This window comes from Trinickia sp. (genome assembly GCF_051953955.1).
Lineage (GTDB): Bacteria > Pseudomonadota > Gammaproteobacteria > Burkholderiales > Burkholderiaceae > Trinickia.
This window is the reverse complement of the sequence record NZ_JBQCIF010000078.1, coordinates 1-18,298: the sequence shown is the minus strand read 5'-3', so window position 1 is coordinate 18,298 and position 18,298 is coordinate 1. Positions and strand designations below refer to the sequence as shown.

Here is an 18,298-nt window from a genome sequence, read left to right as displayed (position 1 = left end):
AAATTACAATATTCATATATATTTAAATATTTTTTGTTTATTTTGTTCATGTGGCGGGGCGTTTGGGGGTCGCGGCCGCGCGCGGCCGCGAGCTCCGCAGCCATCACGTAAAAGGTTTGGATTGCCGCGATCGGATCGAGCGACACATGCCGGCTCGCCGCAAGCGTCAACTGCGCGTCGAGCCCCGCATCGGCGACGTCGGCGGGCGCGGCGAGCAGCACGCGCGCCCCGCGCGCGCGCATGTCGGCGGCCAGCCGAATCAGGCCCGCTTGCTCGGGGCCGCGCGGCGCGAACACGAGTAGCGGGTAGTCGCGATCGATCAGCTCCATCGGGCCATGGCGCACTTCCGCGCTCGAGAACGCTTCGGCTTGAATGCCCGAGGTCTCCTTCAGTTTGAGCGCCGCCTCCTGCGCGATCGCGAGCCCGAGCCCGCGGCCGATCACGATCATGCGCTCGACGTCGCGCAACATATCGACGGCCACACTCCAATCGAGCGCGGCAGCCTCGCGCAGCGTCTCGGGCAGCGCACGCAGCGCATCGAGCAGCATCGGATCGCGCTGCCAATGCGCGACGAGTTGCGCCGACATCGACAGCATCGCGATATAGCTCTTCGTGGCGGCGACCGAGCGCTCCGGCCCGGCCAACAACGGCAACTGCCACTCGCAGGTATCGGCGAGCGGTGAATCGGGCGCGTTGACGGCGCTGACGGTCAGCGCGCCGGCGTCCCGCAGAGCCTTCATCGTCTCGACGAGATCGGGGCTTCGGCCCGACTGCGAAAACGCGATCGCCAATTCGCCGGCCACGCGCAGGGGCGCCGCTTGCAGCGTCGCGATCGACATCGGCAACGAGGCGACGGGCAGGCCGATGCGGCTCATCGCCAGGCTCGCAAAATAGCTGGCGGCATGATCGGAGCTGCCGCGAGCGACCGTCAGCGCGACGTGGCGCGGCGCTGACGCGAGCTGCGCCGCCAATTGCTCGACGCGGCCGCTGTCGGCGCACTGCGCCTGCACCACGGCACTGGCGGCGAGCGCCTCTTTAAGCATATTCGACAATCTGCTCCCCTTCGACGTAGGTGGCGGCCAGCGTGAGATCGCGCTCGAATACGACGGTATCGGCCCAGGCGCCGCGCACGAGGCGGCCGCGGTCTTCGATGCCGAGATAGTCGGCGGCGTAGCGGGACATGCGGTTGGAAACGTCGGCGAGCGGCAAGCCGAGCGACACGAGGTTGCGCAACGCTTCGTCCATCGTCAGCGTGCTGCCGGCCAGCGTGCCGTCGGCCAAGCGCACGCCGCCCAGGCACTTCGTGACGTGCTGGCTGCCGAGGCGGTATTCGCCGTCGGGCATGCCCGTCGCCGACGTGCTGTCGGTCACGACGTAAAGGCGCGGAATCGCTCGCAGCGCCGCGCGGATCGCGCCGGGATGCACGTGCAGCAGGTCGGGAATGATTTCGGCGAACTCGGCGTGCGCGAAAGCCGCGCCGACGAGGCCAGGATTGCGGTGATGCATCGGCGACATCGCATTGAACAAATGCGTGAAGCCGCAAGCGCCATGCTTGAGGGCCGCGACCGCATCGTCATACGTCGCGAGCGAGTGGCCGAGCTGGACGCGTACGCCGCGCGCGACCATCTCCGAGATGATTTCCATGTGGCCCGCGATCTCGGGCGCCAGCGTGACGACGCGGATCGGCGCGACGGACAGATACTTCAAGACTTCATCGAGCACGGCGCAGACGGCCGCGTCGGGCTGCGCACCAAGCTTGCCCGGATTGATGTAGGGGCCTTCGAGGTGAACGCCGAGCACGCGTGCGCCGCCGGGCGTGCGCGTGCGCGTGACTTCGCCGAGGCCCGCTACGACGGCTAGCAGCTCGTCGCGCGGTGCCGTCATCGTCGTGGCGAGCAGGCTCGTCGTGCCGTGGCGCGCGTGCGTGCGTGCGATCGTTTCGATGGCCGAGCCCGATTCCATGACGTCGGCCCCGCCACCGCCGTGAACGTGCAAATCGATGAAGCCCGGCAGAACGTACGGGTCGCCGTTGTTCGCCGGATCGACGGCCGAGCCTTCGAGCGCGGTGATGCGCCCGTTCTCGCAATGCAGCGTGCCGTGAATCCAACCGTCCGGCGTGAGGATGTTTCCGTTCAGCATGGGGTTGCTATCTCAATAAAGCTCGCGCGCTTGACGCCATGCGCGCGGTCGTGAATTAGGTGATGCGCCCGCAGGTATCGCACGCGGGTGCGTCCTCGTGGTGGGCGATGAAATTGGAGCCCATTATATAACCAGAATAGGACCAGTCAATTTAACCTACGAGCGCCCGGAAAAATGTCTCCAAGCCTTGCCGGGCAAGGCCCAACGCGCCAAACGCCCACGGGCGGCGATGCGTTCGACGTATCGGGATTTACCCGAGGTGCATACCAATGGTGCTCTCCTCGGGTGGCTAGGCAATGACGCCCGACCGATACATAGACGGAAGATACCTGTTTAGTACCACTCCGCTTGTTCAGTAAAACTTGTTTGTTGACGGCGATCCCATATAGTTCTGATTAATTTAGACGATACGGTGACGCCCGCATTGACTGAAACCACTCTGCAGCGCCGCGCGGAAGCGGTGCGCCGTTTCAATCGTTTCTACACGCAGCACATCGGCGTACTGCACGAATTTCTACAGAAAAGTCCGTTCTCGCTGACGGAGGTTCGGGTATTACGCGAACTGACGCTCGGCACGGCCTCCACGGCTACTGAACTTGCCCGTGCGCTGGGTCTCGATAGCGGGTATCTGAGTCGTTTGCTGACGAGCTTCGAGCGCCGTGAATTGATCACGCGCCGCCAATCGGAAGCCGACGCGCGCCAGTCGCTGCTCGAGTTGACGCCGGCTGGGCGCGCGGCGTATGCGCCGCTCGAAGTGGCAGCCATCAATGAAGCATGCAGCGTGTTGAACGGGCTGTCGGCCGCGGGGCAGGAGCAGTTGATCGCCGCGATGCGCACCATCGAGCGGCTGCTCGATCGGCTGCCGCCGCTGGCGGCTGCTTCGCTACGAGCGCCAAGGCTCGGCGATTACGGATGGCTCGTGCATCGCCAAGCGCTGCTGTTCGGTGCGGAATATGGCGGGGATATCGGGTTCGAGGTGTTTGCGGCTCAGGAGATGGCGGAATTTTCGCGACTGAGCGATCGCGAGCGCGCGATGTGCTGGATTGCAGAGCAACAAGAAAGCGTCGTCGGGGCGGCTTTCGTTGCACCGTTGTCCGAGCGCGCGGCACGCATGCGGCTACTGTACGTGGAACCCGATGCGCGCGGCCTGGGCATCGCGACGATGCTCGTCGAGCAGAGCGTCTCTTTTGCGCAGCGAGCCGGCTACGACGTGCTGACGCTGACGACGTGCGGCGTGCTCAATGATGGGCGCCGCGTGTTCGAGCGTGCGGGGTTCCACTGCGTCGCGACCGAGCCCGAGCGGCGCTTCGGGCGCAATCTCATTGCCCAGACTTGGGAGCGGAAGCTGTGAAGGCGTAAGGCCCGGCGTGCCCGGCCGACAACGCGTAATTCGTGTTGGTCACGGCCGCATCGGAGATCGGAACCGGCAGTGAAATGCCGAAGAAGGAAACGGACCGGAATCAGTCGAGCAACAGCTTCAGATCGTGAACCCACGGCTGAACGCCCTGCCCATCGCGGGCGAACAAACGCAACTGGCCGGAGGGATCGAACACGTAGCTCGCGGCCGTGTGATTCATCGTGTAGCTATCGGGCGTCTTGCCCGGGACCTTCGCGTAATAGACGCGAAAATCCTTGGCGACCTTGGCGAGCTGGGCGTCGTCGGGCCGCAAGGCCACGAACGTGGGATTGAACGCGTGCACGTATTGCGAAAGCACTTGCGGCGTATCGCGGGCCGGGTCGACCGTCACGAACAGCACCTGCACGCGCTTGGCATCGGGGCCGAGCTGCTGCATCGCTTGCGCAAGCTCCGCCATCGTCGTCGGGCAAACGTCGGGGCAGTGTGTATAGCCGAAGAACAGCACGACGGCCTTGCCCTTGTAATCGGCGAGCGTGCGAATCTTGCCGTCCGTGTCCGGCAGCGAAAAATCGGTGCCGAACTGCTTGTTGCCCGTGAGGTCGAGGTTCTGGAAGGCGGGCTCGCTCTTGCCGCAGCCGGCAACGAGCAGCGTGCCGCCGACGACGCACGCGACGAACAGCGCGCGCGCGGCGCGCATCATCGAAAGCTTGGGCATGAGGCGCATCAAAGGCCGATCAAGCCGCGCGCGTAGTGATCGACGAGCAGCGCGGCGAACAGCAACGATAGGTAGACGATCGAATACCGGAACGTCTTGCGCGCGAGCGCATCCGAATATTCACGATGGATTTTCCAGGCGTAGCCGAGGAACACGGCGCCCAGCACGATAGCGGACGCCAGATAGACGAGCCCACTCATGCCGGAGATGAACGGCATCAGCGTAACGACGAACAAGATCACCGTGTACAGCAAGATATGCAAGCGCGTGTATTGCTCGCCGTGCGTATTCGGCAGCATCGGCAGCCCGGCGTTTTCGTAGTCTTTTCGGCGATAGAGCGCGAGCGCCCAGAAGTGCGGCGGTGTCCACACGAAAATGATCAAGACGAGAATCCAGGCGTCGCCGGGCACGTGCCCCGTGACGGCCGCCCATCCGAGCGCCGGAGGCATCGCGCCCGATGCGCCGCCGATCACGATGTTTTGCGGCGTGGCCGGTTTGAGCAGCAGCGTATAGATGACGGCATAGCCGACGAACGTGGCGACCGTCAGCCACATCGTCAGCGCATTCGTGAGCGCGTACAGCGTCCACATGCCGATGCCGCCCAAAACGGCCGAGAACAGCAGAATCTGAGGGGCGGTGATCTCGCCGCGCGCCGACGGGCGCCACGCCGTGCGGCGCATCTTCGCATCGATCTTCTGCTCGACGAGACAATTGATCGCGAAGGCGGCGCCGGCCGTCAGCGCGATGCCGACGGTGCCGCCGATCAGCACCGTCCACGGCACCATGCCCGGCGTCGACAAGAACATGCCGATGACCGCACAGAACACGGCGAGCTGCGTGACACGCGGCTTCGTCAGCGCAAGGTATTGGGAGATTCGAGAGCCCGGATGGCGGGCGAGTGTCGTGCTTTCCATGGGATCACGCAGGTGCGGCCTCGCGCGGCGAATGAGCGGCGCGGCCAAGTCGGCTGGAAGCGGTTCGGAAGTTTAGCACAACGACGAGCAGCAGCAGGACGGCCGCGCCGCCGTTGTGGGCAACGGCGATCGGCAGCGGCCACTGCAAGACGATGTTCGACAGGCCCGTCGCGAACTGCAGCGCGAGCACGATCAGCACGCCCGTCGCCGGGCGGCGCAATGATTCATAGCGGCGCAGCGTCACGGCGAGCCCCGCGAGGTAAGCGATTACGACGAACGCGAACGTGCGGTGCGTCCAGTGAATCGCCACGAGTGCGTCTTGCGTGATGACCTCGCCATCGCCCGTCATGCCGAGCGCACGCCAAAGGTGAAATCCTTGCGCAAAATTCATCGGGGGCACCCATTGACCGTTGCAGGTCGGGAAATCGGTACAGGCGAGCACAGCATAATTCGTGCTCACCCAGCCGCCGAGCGCAAGCTGAATGACGAGCAGCACGAGGCCGACTAACGCCGCCGCACGGTAGCGCGCGATCTCGGGCTCGTAAGCCGGCAGCGGCGTGAGGCGCGCGGCGAACCACGCCAACGCGCCGAGCAGCGTCAGACCGAGCAGCAAATGCGTGGTCACGATCACGGGCTGCAGCTTCAACGTCACCGTCCACGCGCCGAAGACGCCTTGCACGACGATCAAGAGCAGCAGCGACGTCGGCCACCACGGCGACACATGGAGCGGCTTGCACTTGATGCGCGCGATCCAGGCGCTGGCCGTCTGGGCGATGATCAGCACGCCGATCGCCATGGCGAAGTAGCGATGGATCATCTCGATCCACGCTTTCACCATGCTTACCGGGCCGCTCGGCAGCGCGGCGTGCGCGGCTGCGATCTGCGCGTGCGCGAGGAACGGCGAGGCCGTGCCGTAACAGCCCGGCCAGTCGGGGCACCCGAGCCCCGAATCCGTCAGCCGCGTGAAGCCGCCGAACATGATGAGGTCGAGCGTGAGAAACGTCGTGACCCACACGAGCTTGCGGAATTTATCGTCGCTCGCCTTGATCCAGACATAGCTCAACGGAAGCAGCGCGATACAAAGCCCCGTCGCGCCCAGTTGCAGCAAGAACATCGTGTTACCTCCACCGAATCGGCCGCGCCGCGCGTCAGCCGATGCTCGACCACTTCAATAGCTTCGTCACGTCGCCCTTGATCTTGTTCGGATCGGGTTGCTTCGGAAACCGCATCATCAGATTACCGTTCGGATCGACGAGGTAGATGTGATCCGCGTCGGTCGTCCCCGTGTCCGCCGGCAGCCATGCCGACAACGCGGCCGGGTCGGCGATGAGCTTGAGCGTATCGGGGTACGCCTGTTCGATGACGGCCGGCACGGCGTCGGCATCGGTGCGCAGCCACACGGTCAGCATGCGTTCTCGCTCGCCGCCCTGCGTGGCGCGAATCTGACGCATGAAATAGAGCTTGGTCGCGCACGCCTGATCGCAAGCGCTGCGATCCACGCTGATCATGAGCCAGCGCCCGCGCAACGAGGCGAGCGGCATCGTCTTGCCGGTCTCGTCCTTGACGAGCAGCGCGTCCGAAATCGGGCGTTGCGGTTCGATCAGCGTGCCGTAGTTCGTCGCCCCGCCCTTCGGTTTGATCACGTAGTAGGTGAAATACGACGCGATGATCGGTGCGGCGCACATGAGCCCGATCGCCAGCACGATCCACCGGCCGCGCGTCCAGGAACCGCGCGGCGCCGGCTGCTGCCCGGACGTCGTACGCCCTTGGTCGATGGCGCCGCCGTGCGGGCGGGCGCGTTCAGATGACTTCGACAAACCCATGCTCCCTCAATGTCCTTTCTTCGCGGCGCGCCTGGCCGCGTACAAGCCAAAGCCCAAAGCCGCTGCTGCCATGCCCCACCATTGGAACATGTATCCGTAGTTGGTCTCGACGCCCATCGTCGGCACGGGCCAGTCGCGCACGAGCGTATCGCCGTCGTCGCTCGTCTGCTCGATGACGAACGGCTGAAGCGCGAGGCCCGTTTCCTTGCTGAACGCGCCGACATCCAAGTTTTGGCGGATGCGTTGATGCGCTGCCGAGCCGCCCTCGCCGAGCTCGAATGCACGCGACGCGTTGGCGCGCGCGATGCCTTCGATCTCGACTTGGCCCGTCGGCGTGCGATACGGGGCGATCGCCGTGCGCACGTCGGCGTTGCGCGGGATCCAGCCCCGGTTGACGAGCACATACCCGCCGCCGGCGAGCGCGAGCGGCATCACGACATAAAAGCCGGGCCGGTCTTGGTACGGACGATTGTCGAGATAGACGACGTGCTCGGGCATGAACCGGCCGACGGCCCGCACGCGATGATATTCGATCGACGCGAGCGGGATCGGCTGCGCGCCCACGCTCTGAGCCGGCGCGTGCTCGTATTGCTCGATGTGCGCCTGCAGCGCTTCCTTCTGATGCGCGCGATCACGCTGCCAAAATCCCAGCCGGATCGTCACGGCCATGACCAGCAGGATCAGCAGCGTGGGAACGAGACGGATCTTCATGTCAGATGCGCCGCCCCTCGAGGCTCAACGCACGCTGCGGCGCATCGACGCAGGGGACATGCCCCCGATCACCTGCATGCGCGGGCACGGCCGGTGCGATAATTGCATCGATTGTTTCACGTCGTCGATTCCGAACATCGGTTGGTTCCATGCACATTTTCGTTGCCGTCGCTTTCATCCTCATCATCGCCAGTATGGTGTCGGCCCTATATTTCATGATGCACGATCAAGGCAAGACCAAGCGTATGGTCTGGTCTCTTGCCACACGCGTCGGGCTGTCGATCTCGCTGTTCCTGTTCCTCTGGCTCGCACACTGGCTCGGCTGGATTCAATACAGTCACGTGCCGCTCGGCCGCTGACCTCTCAATCCTGCCGGTGCGCCGAGAACGGTCCCGCGGCCTTTCATGGCCGCGGCAAACGGTTGCGACAAATTGCCACGGCATCCTGCCCAGAAAGCCAAACGCCGCCTCGATCGACTCGTAGGCGGCGCCCAAAGATTTGCACATCAGCTAGATCGCACACCGTGACGGGTGTGATGGACTGCGGCCCGCCCTCGTCAACGAGACGGGCCCGGTTCCGCATTACAGCCAGTAGACGACGACGTACAAGCCAAGCCAGACGACGTCCACGAAGTGCCAGTACCATGCGGCGCCTTCGAACGCGAAGTGGTGATCCGCCGTGAAATGGCCGCGGATCAACCGGACCATCACGACCGTCAACATCGTGCCGCCGAGGAACACGTGGAAACCGTGGAAACCCGTCAGCAAGAAGAACGTCGAGCCGTACACGCCCGAGGCCAGCGTGAGGTTCAGTTCGTTGTACGCATGGATGTACTCGAACGCTTGCATGAACAAGAAGCACACGCCGAGGGCCACCGTCGCGGCGAGCCAGGCGATCGCCTTCTTGCGGTGATCGTCGCGCAGTGCGTGGTGCGAAACCGTCAGCGTCGCGCCCGAGCTGAGCAGCAATGCCGTGTTGATCGTCGGCACGGGCCACGGCACCATGCGCTTGAAGTGGCCGGCCAGCGCGGCCGGGCCTTCGTTCGGCCACACCGCCGTGAAGTCGGGCCAAATGAGCTTGTAATCGAGGCTGCCGAGCTGATGCATCGCGATTTCACGCGCATAGAACAGCGCGCCGAAAAATGCACCGAAGAACATCACTTCGGAGAAGATGAACCAACTCATGCTCCAGCGGTACGACGTGTCCACACGCTTGCCGTACATGCCCGTTTCCGATTCGGAGATCGCATCGCCGAACCAATGCCACAGCACGAAAAGCAGCCACAGCAAGCCCGCGAACAGCGTGTAGGGAGCCCAGGGCGTATCGTTGATCCACAGGCCCAACGATCCGAGCATCACGAAGACGCCGATGGACGCCGTGACTGGGTGCCGAGACGGGTTCGGCACGAAGTAATACGGGCTCTCGTTTTGACCGCTCATTGTTGATTCTCCACTTCAGTCCAATTGTTTCGCTATTTGTCGGCGTTTGTCGGTGCGTCTGACACCGCACCGCTTCGCTTCGAGTTGCTTCGCCCTTGCCGCCGCGTGATCAGGTCGTTACCGCATGCACGACGGCAATCAGCACCGCGATGAACACGGCCGCCGCAATCAGCGCGGCCGCGATCAGATGCAGCGGATCGAGCTTCATGTCGGTTTCGTGGTCGGCCCGCCGGCGAACGCCGAAGAACGACCAGAGCACGGCTTTCATCGTCCTGGCAAAACTGCTTTTGCCCTCAGCGGCCATCGCGCACCTCTCCCATCCCTGCTCCGTCTTCATCTGTCACGCGCCCCGAGGCGACGCTCCCACCCGAGCCGCGTCGATCGCCGGCACGGCATCGCCCGCGCTCGCCGTCTTCCCCGCCGGCACGTTCAATTCGAAGAACGTGTACGACAACGTGATGGTTTTCACGTCGCGCGGCAGCTTAGGATCGACGAAGAACACCACCTGCATCTCGCGCGTTTCATTCGGCGCGAGCGTTTGCTGCGTGAAGCAAAAACATTCGATCTTCTCGAAATACTCACCGGCAACGCGCGGCGCGAAGCTCGGGATCGCCTGTGCATGCACGGTGCGGCCCCGCCCGTTCGTCACGCGATACTTCACGACCGTGACGGCTCCCGGGTGCACGTCGAGCGCGTTCTGCTCGGGCTCGAACGTCAGCGCGCCGCGCGCATTCGCGTCGAACTCCACCGAAACCGTGCGGGCCGTATCGACCTGCGTGTTCCTCGCATCGGCCGCCGTCGCATCGCGCTTGACGAGGTTGTTGGCGCCCGTGATCTGGCAGATCGCCCGATAAAACGGCACGAGCGCAAACCCGAATGCGAACATCACGGCCGCCATCACGACGAGCTTGATCAGCATCGATCGATTCAGCGATCGATCGCCGTCGTGCGGAGCGGGCGTCGACATGTCTTCCTCGCTAAGCGTCCGGCGCACGGCTCAATGCAACAGCCACTGCCTCAGAACGATACCCAGAAAGAAGACGGCGGCGATGCCAAGCAAGATCAAACCGAGCCGCAGATTGCCGGCGCGGACCTCATCCGGCGTACGTCTTTTTTGTGGGTGGTTCATCGTCTATTTCTCTGCCAAGCGCCCCCGAACCTTTCGCTGCGCTCCCGCCCCGAGGGCAAGACAACGTGGGGCGGCCCGGCGTTTCCGAGAGACGAGGACGGCACGCCGCCGTCGCCTCCGTTGTTCACGGCCCGCTTGCCGGCTCGCCCGTGCGTTTCCGCCGCGCGAGCCGGCAAGCCGTCGGCCCGATCCGTTACTCCACCGTCGGCGGATTCTCGAACGTATGGAACGGAGCCGGGCTCGGGATCGTCCATTCGAGGCCCGTCGCGCCGTCCCACGGCTTGTCCGACGCCTTCTCGAGTTCGCCACCGCCGCGGTATGCGGGCAGCACCACGGCGAACAGGAAGTAGACCTGCGCCAAGCCGAAACCGAATGCACCGATCGTGATCACTTGGTTCCAATCCGTGAACTGCGCCGGGTAATCGGCGTAGCGACGCGGCATGCCGGCCAGACCGACGAAGTGCATCGGGAAGAACGTCAAGTTGAAGAAGATCATCGACGCCCAGAAGTGGATCTTGCCGCGCGTCTCGTTGTACATCCAGCCGGTCCACTTCGGCGCCCAGTAGTACCACCCTGAGAAGAGCGCGAACAGCGACCCCGCAACGAGCACGTAGTGGAAGTGCGCCACCACGAAATAGGTGCCGTGGTATTGGATGTCGATCGGCGCCATCGCGAGCATCAGGCCCGTGAAGCCGCCCATCGTGAACACGAACAGGAAGCCGATCGCGAACAGCATCGGCGATTCGAACGACAGCGAACCGCGCCACATCGTGGCCAGCCAGTTGAACACCTTCACGCCCGTCGGAACGGCGATCAGCATCGTCGCGTACATGAAGAACAGCTGGCCCGTGACCGGCATGCCCGTCACGAACATGTGGTGCGCCCAGACCATGAACGACAGGATCGCGATCGAGGCCGTGGCGTACACCATCGAGCTATAGCCGAACAGCGGCTTGCGCGAGAAGGCCGGAATCACCTGCGACACGATCCCGAACGCCGGCAAGATCATGATGTAGACCTCGGGGTGCCCGAAGAACCAGAAGATGTGCTGGTACATGATCGGGTCGCCGCCGCCGGCCGCGTTGAAGAACGAGGTGCCGAAGTGGCGGTCGAACAGCACCATCGTGATCGCGCCCGCGAGCACCGGCATCACGGCGATCAGCAGATAGGCCGTGATGAGCCACGTCCACACGAACATCGGCATTTTCATGAGCGTCATGCCCGGCGCGCGCAGGTTCAGGATCGTCACGATGATGTTGATCGAACCCATGATCGACGACGCACCCATGATGTGCAGCGCGAAGATCGCGAAGTCCATGCCCGGGCCCATCTGCGTCGAGAGCGGCGCATAGAGCGTCCAGCCGGCGGCCGTCGCGCCGCCCGGCGCGAAGAACGAGCCGACGAGCAAGCAGGCTGCAACCGGCAATAGCCAGAAACTGAAGTTGTTCATCCGCGCGAAAGCCATGTCGGCCGCGCCGATCTGCAGCGGAATCATCCAGTTCGCGAAGCCGACGAACGCCGGCATGATCGCGCCGAACACCATGATCAGACCGTGCATCGTGGTGAGCTGGTTGAAGAACTCGGGACGCATGATCCACAGGTACGGATGGAACAGCTCGGCCCGGATCCCCAGCGCGGCGACGCCACCCGCGAGGAACATCGTGAACGAAAACACCAGGTACATCGTCCCGATGTCCTTGTGATTGGTGGCGAACAGCCACCGGCGCCAGCCGTGCGGCGTAGCGTGCGCATGGTCGTCGTGGCCATGGCCCGCGGCTACATCGTGTCCGATGCTAGACATGAGAATCTCCTAATGCGAATAGTGCGGCGACACGTCAAGCCGCCGGCGCGGGGCGGGCAGCGACCCCTTCCGACTGAACCTTGCCCACCCGGCTGACCAGCACGGCGCGCTTCGCGCCGATCGAGGCCGTCGGCCCGCTCGCTGCCGCGGCACCGCTGGCGGCCGGTGCCGCGCTCGCTCCCGCAGGCGCGGCAGCCGCGCCCGACAGGTGATTGCCGCCTTCGGGCATCTTGCCGTTGCGGGCATCCGCCACCTGACGCGGCTGCAGGATGTCGCCGGTGTGGTTGCCCCACGAGTTGCGTTCGAACGTGATGACCGATGCGATCTCGACGTCGTTGAGCGTCTTGCCCCAGGTCGGCATCGCACCCTTGCCATTCAGCACGATGCTGACGTGGTTGGCGATCGGGCCGTTCACGATCTTGCTGCCGTCGAGCGCCGGGAAGACACCCGCGCCCTTGCCCGTAGGCTGGTGGCACACGGCGCAGTTCGACTTGTACACCTCGGCGCCGCGGGCCATGAGCTCAGCCATCGTGTAGGTACGGTTCGGATCGTCGTTCTCGTTCGCCATCTTCTTCTTTTGATCGTCGACCCACTTGGCGTAGTCCTCGTCGGACAGCACCGTCACGACCACCGGCATGAACGCGTGCTCCTTGCCGCACAGTTCGGTACAGAAGCCGCGGTAGGTCCCCGTCTTCTCGGCCTTGAACCAGGTGTCGCGCAAGAAGCCCGGAATCGCATCTTGCTTGACGCCGAACGCCGGCACGTACCACGAGTGAACGACGTCGTTGGCCGTCGTGATGATGCGGATCTTCTTGTTCACCGGCACGACGAGCGGATTGTCGACCTCCTGCAGGTACGTATCGGTGAGCGGCGCTTTGCCGTCGATCTCGGCGCGCGGCGTCGTGAGCGTGGAGAAGAAGTTGATGCCTTCGCCCGGACCCTTCACGTAGGTGTAGCCCCACTTCCACTGGTAGCCCGTGACCTTGACCGTGAGATCGGCGTTGCTCGTGTCCTTCATCGCAACGACCGTTTTCGTGGCCGGCAGCGCCATCAGCACGACGATGATGAACGGCACGATCGTCCAAATGATTTCGACAGTCGTGCTTTCATGGAAATTGGCGGCTTTGTAGCCCTTCGACTTCCGGTGAACGATGATCGAATAGAACATCACACCGAACACGCCGATGAAAATCACCGTGCACAGCAGCAACATCCACATGTGCAGGTGATAGAGCTCCTCAGCGATTTTCGTCACGGGCGGCTGGAAATTGATCTCGTTGACGGCGGGGCCGCCCGGACTATCGCCGACTGCCAAGGCGGCATGCGCGCTGAGCAGCCCGCACGACGCCAGCACGCCCATGAGGGCTCGCTTGATTGTTTTCATAGCTTCCTTACCCAAAATTTCCATTCAAACCCTCGCCCCGCTCGAGCCGCTTCACGAGCACCGTGTCAGCGCCGCGCGCAACTCGCTCGCGAACGATGCGCGCCGGTATTGCGCCAGGTGCACGCCGACCACCACCGTTTGCCCGCGCGACACCACCCTGACCGGATCGCGCGGCGATACGCCGCGCTCGACCCGCACCCAACGCGGATTGAATTCGTACCGCGTCAACCGCTGCCCGCTCATCTGCTCGATGACGAGCCGATTCGGAAACAGCCGAATCCGCTCGTAATCGATCGCATGGCGCGCATGAATCACGAACGCGACACCGACAGCCAACAGCTCGACGCCCGTGAACGGCAAGACGGGCCACGCGCCGCGCACCACCAGCAAAACTGCGATGACCGCCGAAAACAAAGCCAAAGATGCATAGAACCCAACGAACTGCCGCGGCGACACCGCACAATTGCGCTTCATCAGCCAGTCTCGAAGGACCGGCTCCGCGTCCGTCAGCAAGGTTGTCGCTTCCATCGCCGCCTCCCGCGCATGCCGCCCTGCACGCCGCGTCATTCGGGGCCTGCCGCCGCGGATGTGGGGAACTCCGGGCGACAAACTGACGCATTATAGGCGCGTTCAATGGCATCCACAAGCAAACGGCTATCGCCCTGCAAGCCAGGTCCGACAAGCCTTTGCGGGGTTTCCCCCGTTATTTTTGCAGCGCTTCACGCCCCCTGATTTCGACCATAACGGATCGCAACTTTACGATCCGCGACAAAGCGTCGCAGCCTGCCATTTTTTTTCGCGGCGCGCTTCGACGCCGCATCGGCGACCCCCGCCCGCCGCGCTTTCAGCCCGGCCGGCGGCGCCCGATATCCTCCACTCGCACGATCGCGTGACCGTCGGCCGTCGTGCGAGGCACGGCTTTCCAAGCGTGACCGTAAATCACTTCGAAGGTCAGCGCGATCGTGCCGTCCGCGCGGCGCCGCGCCTCCAACGCCTCGGTCAGCGCCGCATGCACGCGCCGCGCATGAGCCTTGCCTGCCGCGCCCGCCTCAGCCGCGTCTTCGCGCCGATGCGGATAGGCGCCCCAGCGGCGCACGTCGGCGAGCAGCGACCGTGGCGACTGGTACGTGATCGTCAGCGTCTCCTGGTCCATCACGGGAATCTCGAATCCGCTTTCGACGAGCATATCGCCGAGATCGTGCATATCGACGAAGTCGATCACGTGCGGCTTGCCGGGCAAGCCGTGAGCGGCCTCGACTTCGGCATACGCGCCGCGCAGCTCGCGCAGCGTGTCGGGACCCAGCGTGCTGAACATCAGCAGGCCGCTGGGCTCGAGCACGCGCTGCCATTCGGGCAGCACGAGATCGGGCTGCGAATGCCAGTGAAGCGCGAGATTCGACCAAATGAAATCGAACGAGCCCGACGCGAACGGCAGGGCCGCGAAGTTCGCCTGAGCGAGCCGCGGCCCGCGCACGCCGAGCGAGCGCTGCAGCGCGGCCGGCAACAAGCGGCGCCAGCCGGCTTCGCCGCCCGCATGGGGCAGCGCGCGCTCGAGCATCGAACGAGACAGATCGACGCCGACGAGGGGCGCCTCGGGGAAGCGCTCGCGCAAGCGCGGCAGATCGTCGCCCAGGCCGCAGCCCGCGTCGAGCATGCTCGTCGGGCTGATCTTGATGTATTCGAGCCGCTCGCGCATCCGCTCGGCAATTTCGCGCGGCAAGAAGGCCACCTCGCCGAACTGCGCCGCGCGGCGGTCGAAAATGCGCCGCACAAGTCGGGGATCGTAGGCCGGACGGCCGGACTTTGCGGATGAGAGGGACATGACGGTCGAACGTGCGAGGAGCCCGAAGTATACTCGCTCGCTCAGATCCGTCCAGCGAGAGAGGTCGCCCATGGCTCACGCATCGAATCGCCGTGCCGGCCGCACCGACCCTGCTGCCAGCGGCGGCCCCGCGCGCGCCAGCGCGAGCGTCGCGGCGCTCGTGCGGCGCCTGATTGCGCGGGCGCTGCCCCGTCACTGTCTGTTGTGCGGCTCATCGTGCGGCACAATGCCGCAAGGCCCGATCTGCCCGGCCTGCGACGCAGCGTATTGGAACGAGCCGCGGCTGCGCTGCACGGTATGCGCGCTGCCGTTGGCGGGACTGCCCGCGCGGCGCAGCGGCCCGCTCCGGTTTCGCTGCGCAGCATGCACACGCACGCCGCCGGCGTTCGACGCAACGCTCGCGCTGGCGGACTATCGGCCGCCGCTCGAGCGGCTTGCGCTCGGGCTGAAGTTTCACTCGCGGCTCGCCGTCGCCCGCGAGTTCGGGGAACGCCTCGCGCGGCTGGCCGACGATCACCCGGCCTGCATGCCGGCGCCAGACGTCCTCGCGCCGATGCCGCTCGCGCATGAGCGGCTCGTCGCGCGCGGCTTCAATCAGGCGTGGGAGATCGCGCGCCCGCTCGGACGGATACTCGGCGTGACGGCCGACGCCACGCTTTTACGGCGCGTTGGCGACACGCGGCCACAATCACGCCTTGACCGCGAGGCGCGGCGCCGCAACGTGGCGCGCGCGTTTCGCGTGACGCGGCGCGTGCGCGGGTTGCACGTGGGCCTCGTCGACGACGTCATGACGTCGGGCGCCACGCTCGAAGCCGCGGCCTATGCACTGAAGGCGGCGGGCGCACGGCGCGTGACGAATTTCGTCGCGCTGCGCACGCCACAAGATTGATTTTTTGAACCGAAGCCATGTTCAACGTCGTTCTCGTCGAACCCGAAATCCCGCCGAACACCGGCAACGTGATCCGCTTGTGCGCCAACACCGGTGCTCGGCTGCACCTCGTCGAGCCGCTCGGCTTTCCGCTCGACGACGCGAAGATGCGCCGCGCGGGCCTCGACTATCACGAGTACGCGCAAATGCGCGTGCATGGGAGTTGGGATGAGCTCGTCGCGGCCGAGTCTCCCGACCCGTCCCGGATGTTCGCGTTCACGACGCGCGGGTCGGGCCGCTTTCACGACGCGAGCTTCCTGCCGGGAGACTGGTTCGTCTTCGGTGCCGAAACGCGCGGGCTGCCCGCGGCGCTGCTGGAACGCTTTGCTCCCGCGCAACGCGTGCGGCTGCCGATGCGGCCCGGCAACCGCAGCATGAATTTATCGAATACGGTCGCGATCGTCGTTTTCGAAGCGTGGCGTCAGTTGGGGTTCGAGGGCGGGGCCTGACGGCGCGATCGCTCACCCGATCGATTCGGCGCGCGCGTCGCGACGCAAAAGCGCATGCACGGCATCGCGCGGCGCCACGCCGTCGAACAGCACGGCGCACACCGCCTGCGTGATCGGCACGTCGACCCCATGGGATTCGGCGATCGCGAGCACCGCCTTCGCGCAGCGAACGCCCTCGGCCACGTGCCCGAGCGCGAGCAGGATGTCGTCGAGCGTGCGTCCCTGCGCGAGCTGCAGCCCGACGCTGCGGTTGCGCGACAAGTCTCCCGTGGCCGTGAGGATGAGATCGCCCAGACCCGTCAAGCCCGTGAACGTTTCGGGGCGGCCACCGAGCGCGGCGCCGAGCCGCGACATTTCGGCGAGCCCACGCGTGATGAGCGCCGCGCGGGCATTCATGCCGAGCGCGAGGCCGTCTGCAATGCCCGTCGCGATGGCCAGCACGTTCTTTACCGCTCCGCCAACCTCGACGCCGACGAGGTCGTCCCCCGTGTAGATGCGCATCGCCCCATGATGGAATGCGGTAAGCGTGCGCTCACGGCACACGGCGGACACGCTCGCCACCGTCAGCGCGACCGGTAGCCCCGCCGCGACTTCGCGCGCGAAGCTCGGCCCCGAGAGCACGCCAATGCTCGGATGGCCGGCGAGTTCTTCGGCGACGACCTGGTGCGGCAGCCTCTGCGTGTCCGCCTCGAACCCCTTGCAGACCCAAACGAGATGCCTGGGCACGCAGCGCGCCTCGTCGCGCATCGCGCGGCACAGCGCGCGCAGCCCCGCAACGGGTGTCGCGACGACAGCCAGCGATGCATCGTCGCTCGCATGCGCGAGGGCGGCCGGCAGGCTGGCCTCGTAACGCAGTGCGGCCGGCAGCGCGACGCCGGCGAGGTAGTCCGCGTTCTCGTGCGTGGCCGCGAGTTCAGCCACGAGCGCTGCATCGCGAGCCCACAGCACCGTGTCGTGCTCGAGGGCGAGATGCGCCGCGAGCGCGGTACCCCACGCCCCGGCCCCTAGCACGGTGACCTTCATGGCCGCCACCGCTTGCGCTCGCTCAATGCTGCGTGGCGTTCGCCGCCGCGCCGCCTTCGGGCTGCGCGTTGATCTGCGCGAGCCGCTGCTCATACAGCGCCTGGAAATTGATTTCGGCCAGGTGGATCGGCGGGAAGCCGGCGCGCGTGATCGCATCGGCGATGTTCGAGCGCAGGTACGGGAAGATGATCGTCGGGCAGGCGATGCCGACGAGCGGGTCGATCTGCTCCGCGGGAATGTTGCGGATGTCGAAGATGCCAGCTTGCTTGGCCTCGATGAGGAAGGCGACCTTATCGTTGACCTTCGCCGTGACCGTTCCCGTCACGAGAATTTCGTAGATGCTCTCGGCAAGACGCTCGGCCTTGACGTCGACTTCCACTTCGACCGACGGCATGTCCTGCTCGAGGAAGATCGCCGGCGAATTCGGCTGCTCGAGCGACAGATCCTTCAGATAGACGCGCTGGATGTTGAAGAACGGCTGGTTGTTCTGGTCCGACATGGTGACTCCGATGGGTAAAGGGTGTGGCGGCAACGAGCAAACCGGCCGCGTGGATGTGTGGCGCTCGAGCGACGCTTCTACTCGCCTACTCGCGCGCGTGCAACTTGGAAAACCGTGAAGAAAGCGGGGCGTGGGGGGGCCCGGGCGGCCGCCCCCGCCGGCCCC

The 18,298-nt window shown here is 65.0% G+C and carries 21 protein-coding genes; 4 read left to right on the top strand and 17 right to left on the bottom strand.

From position 1 onward, the window contains the following. Both ACTHNZ_RS14580 and nagA read right to left on the bottom strand, forming a co-directional pair. On the bottom strand, window positions 1-1,052 hold a 1,052-nt coding region (locus ACTHNZ_RS14580), incomplete at its 3' end, for an SIS domain-containing protein (protein ID WP_440543210.1). Beyond that, window positions 1,036-2,139: an N-acetylglucosamine-6-phosphate deacetylase gene (gene nagA, locus ACTHNZ_RS14575; protein WP_440543209.1), complete on the bottom strand. Its 1,104-nt coding sequence runs from the start codon at window positions 2,137-2,139 to the stop codon at window positions 1,036-1,038. The genes ACTHNZ_RS14580 and nagA, both read right to left, overlap by 17 nt. Before the next feature lie 424 nt (window positions 2,140-2,563). Between nagA and ACTHNZ_RS14570 the strand changes: the two genes are divergently transcribed. Next, complete coding sequence (locus ACTHNZ_RS14570; RefSeq protein WP_440543208.1) at window positions 2,564-3,490, top strand: bifunctional helix-turn-helix transcriptional regulator/GNAT family N-acetyltransferase; 927 nt, start codon at window positions 2,564-2,566, stop codon at window positions 3,488-3,490. A 109-nt stretch (window positions 3,491-3,599) separates the two neighbouring features. On the opposite strand, the gene ACTHNZ_RS14565 is transcribed toward ACTHNZ_RS14570, so the two are convergent. The 5 genes from ACTHNZ_RS14565 to ACTHNZ_RS14545 are packed head-to-tail and all read right to left on the bottom strand — an operon-like array spanning window position 3,600 to window position 7,659. Next, window positions 3,600-4,196 (bottom strand): SCO family protein, encoded by a 597-nt coding sequence (locus ACTHNZ_RS14565; RefSeq protein ID WP_440543212.1) that lies wholly within the window; start codon window positions 4,194-4,196, stop codon window positions 3,600-3,602. Between the two features lie 23 nt (window positions 4,197-4,219). After that, entirely contained in the window at window positions 4,220-5,125 is a 906-nt protein-coding gene (gene cyoE, locus ACTHNZ_RS14560) for a heme o synthase (RefSeq protein ID WP_440543207.1), read from the bottom strand. A gap of 4 nt (window positions 5,126-5,129) precedes the next feature. After that, window positions 5,130-6,239, bottom strand: coding sequence for a COX15/CtaA family protein (locus ACTHNZ_RS14555; RefSeq protein WP_440543206.1), 1,110 nt, complete (start codon window positions 6,237-6,239; stop codon window positions 5,130-5,132). A 34-nt stretch (window positions 6,240-6,273) separates the two neighbouring features. Next, the gene (locus ACTHNZ_RS14550; protein ID WP_440543211.1) at window positions 6,274-6,900 is read right to left on the bottom strand and encodes an SCO family protein; all 627 of its coding nucleotides are present in this window, start codon (window positions 6,898-6,900) and stop codon (window positions 6,274-6,276) included. A 54-nt stretch (window positions 6,901-6,954) separates the two neighbouring features. Next, the gene (locus ACTHNZ_RS14545; RefSeq protein WP_440543205.1) at window positions 6,955-7,659 is read right to left on the bottom strand and encodes an SURF1 family protein; all 705 of its coding nucleotides are present in this window, start codon (window positions 7,657-7,659) and stop codon (window positions 6,955-6,957) included. 149 nt (window positions 7,660-7,808) lie between these two features. Here ACTHNZ_RS14545 and ACTHNZ_RS14540 point away from each other — a divergent pair, with 149 nt between their 5' ends. Beyond that, window positions 7,809-8,018: a twin transmembrane helix small protein gene (locus ACTHNZ_RS14540; protein ID WP_440543204.1), complete on the top strand. Its 210-nt coding sequence runs from the start codon at window positions 7,809-7,811 to the stop codon at window positions 8,016-8,018. Between the two features lie 222 nt (window positions 8,019-8,240). On the opposite strand, the gene ACTHNZ_RS14535 is transcribed toward ACTHNZ_RS14540, so the two are convergent. The 8 genes from ACTHNZ_RS14535 to ACTHNZ_RS14500 all read right to left on the bottom strand — a co-directional run bounded on the left by ACTHNZ_RS14535 (window position 8,241) and on the right by ACTHNZ_RS14500 (window position 15,234). Further along, entirely contained in the window at window positions 8,241-9,098 is an 858-nt protein-coding gene (locus ACTHNZ_RS14535) for a cytochrome c oxidase subunit 3 (RefSeq protein ID WP_440543203.1), read from the bottom strand. Window positions 9,099-9,207: 109 nt separating this feature from the next. Then, complete coding sequence (locus ACTHNZ_RS14530; RefSeq protein WP_440543202.1) at window positions 9,208-9,402, bottom strand: DUF2970 domain-containing protein; 195 nt, start codon at window positions 9,400-9,402, stop codon at window positions 9,208-9,210. A 36-nt stretch (window positions 9,403-9,438) separates the two neighbouring features. Next, window positions 9,439-10,065 carry a cytochrome c oxidase assembly protein gene (locus tag ACTHNZ_RS14525; RefSeq protein ID WP_440543201.1) on the bottom strand — a complete coding sequence of 209 codons (627 nt, stop codon included), beginning with the start codon at window positions 10,063-10,065 and terminating at the stop codon, window positions 9,439-9,441. A 30-nt stretch (window positions 10,066-10,095) separates the two neighbouring features. Then, window positions 10,096-10,227, bottom strand: coding sequence for a cytochrome oxidase small assembly protein (locus ACTHNZ_RS14520; protein WP_440543200.1), 132 nt, complete (start codon window positions 10,225-10,227; stop codon window positions 10,096-10,098). Window positions 10,228-10,420: 193 nt separating this feature from the next. Continuing rightward, window positions 10,421-12,028: a cytochrome c oxidase subunit I gene (ctaD, locus tag ACTHNZ_RS14515; RefSeq protein WP_440543199.1), complete on the bottom strand. Its 1,608-nt coding sequence runs from the start codon at window positions 12,026-12,028 to the stop codon at window positions 10,421-10,423. 34 nt (window positions 12,029-12,062) lie between these two features. Beyond that, window positions 12,063-13,436, bottom strand: a complete 1,374-nt coding sequence (gene coxB, locus ACTHNZ_RS14510) for a cytochrome c oxidase subunit II (RefSeq protein ID WP_440543198.1) — start codon at window positions 13,434-13,436, stop codon at window positions 12,063-12,065. Window positions 13,437-13,463: 27 nt separating this feature from the next. Beyond that, window positions 13,464-13,940 (bottom strand): DUF2244 domain-containing protein, encoded by a 477-nt coding sequence (locus ACTHNZ_RS14505; protein WP_440543197.1) that lies wholly within the window; start codon window positions 13,938-13,940, stop codon window positions 13,464-13,466. A gap of 316 nt (window positions 13,941-14,256) precedes the next feature. Continuing rightward, the gene (locus ACTHNZ_RS14500; protein ID WP_440543196.1) at window positions 14,257-15,234 is read right to left on the bottom strand and encodes a methyltransferase domain-containing protein; all 978 of its coding nucleotides are present in this window, start codon (window positions 15,232-15,234) and stop codon (window positions 14,257-14,259) included. A 70-nt stretch (window positions 15,235-15,304) separates the two neighbouring features. Between ACTHNZ_RS14500 and ACTHNZ_RS14495 the strand changes: the two genes are divergently transcribed. Then, window positions 15,305-16,123 (top strand): ComF family protein, encoded by an 819-nt coding sequence (locus tag ACTHNZ_RS14495; protein WP_440543195.1) that lies wholly within the window; start codon window positions 15,305-15,307, stop codon window positions 16,121-16,123. A gap of 17 nt (window positions 16,124-16,140) precedes the next feature. Then, window positions 16,141-16,611: a tRNA (uridine(34)/cytosine(34)/5-carboxymethylaminomethyluridine(34)-2'-O)-methyltransferase TrmL gene (trmL, locus tag ACTHNZ_RS14490; protein ID WP_440543194.1), complete on the top strand. Its 471-nt coding sequence runs from the start codon at window positions 16,141-16,143 to the stop codon at window positions 16,609-16,611. Between the two features lie 12 nt (window positions 16,612-16,623). Here trmL and ACTHNZ_RS14485 read toward each other — a convergent pair whose 3' ends face one another. Then, entirely contained in the window at window positions 16,624-17,634 is a 1,011-nt protein-coding gene (locus ACTHNZ_RS14485) for an NAD(P)H-dependent glycerol-3-phosphate dehydrogenase (protein ID WP_440543193.1), read from the bottom strand. Between the two features lie 22 nt (window positions 17,635-17,656). Further along, window positions 17,657-18,133 carry a protein-export chaperone SecB gene (gene secB / locus ACTHNZ_RS14480; RefSeq protein ID WP_440543192.1) on the bottom strand — a complete coding sequence of 159 codons (477 nt, stop codon included), beginning with the start codon at window positions 18,131-18,133 and terminating at the stop codon, window positions 17,657-17,659. Window positions 18,134-18,298: the final 165 nt, after the last annotated feature.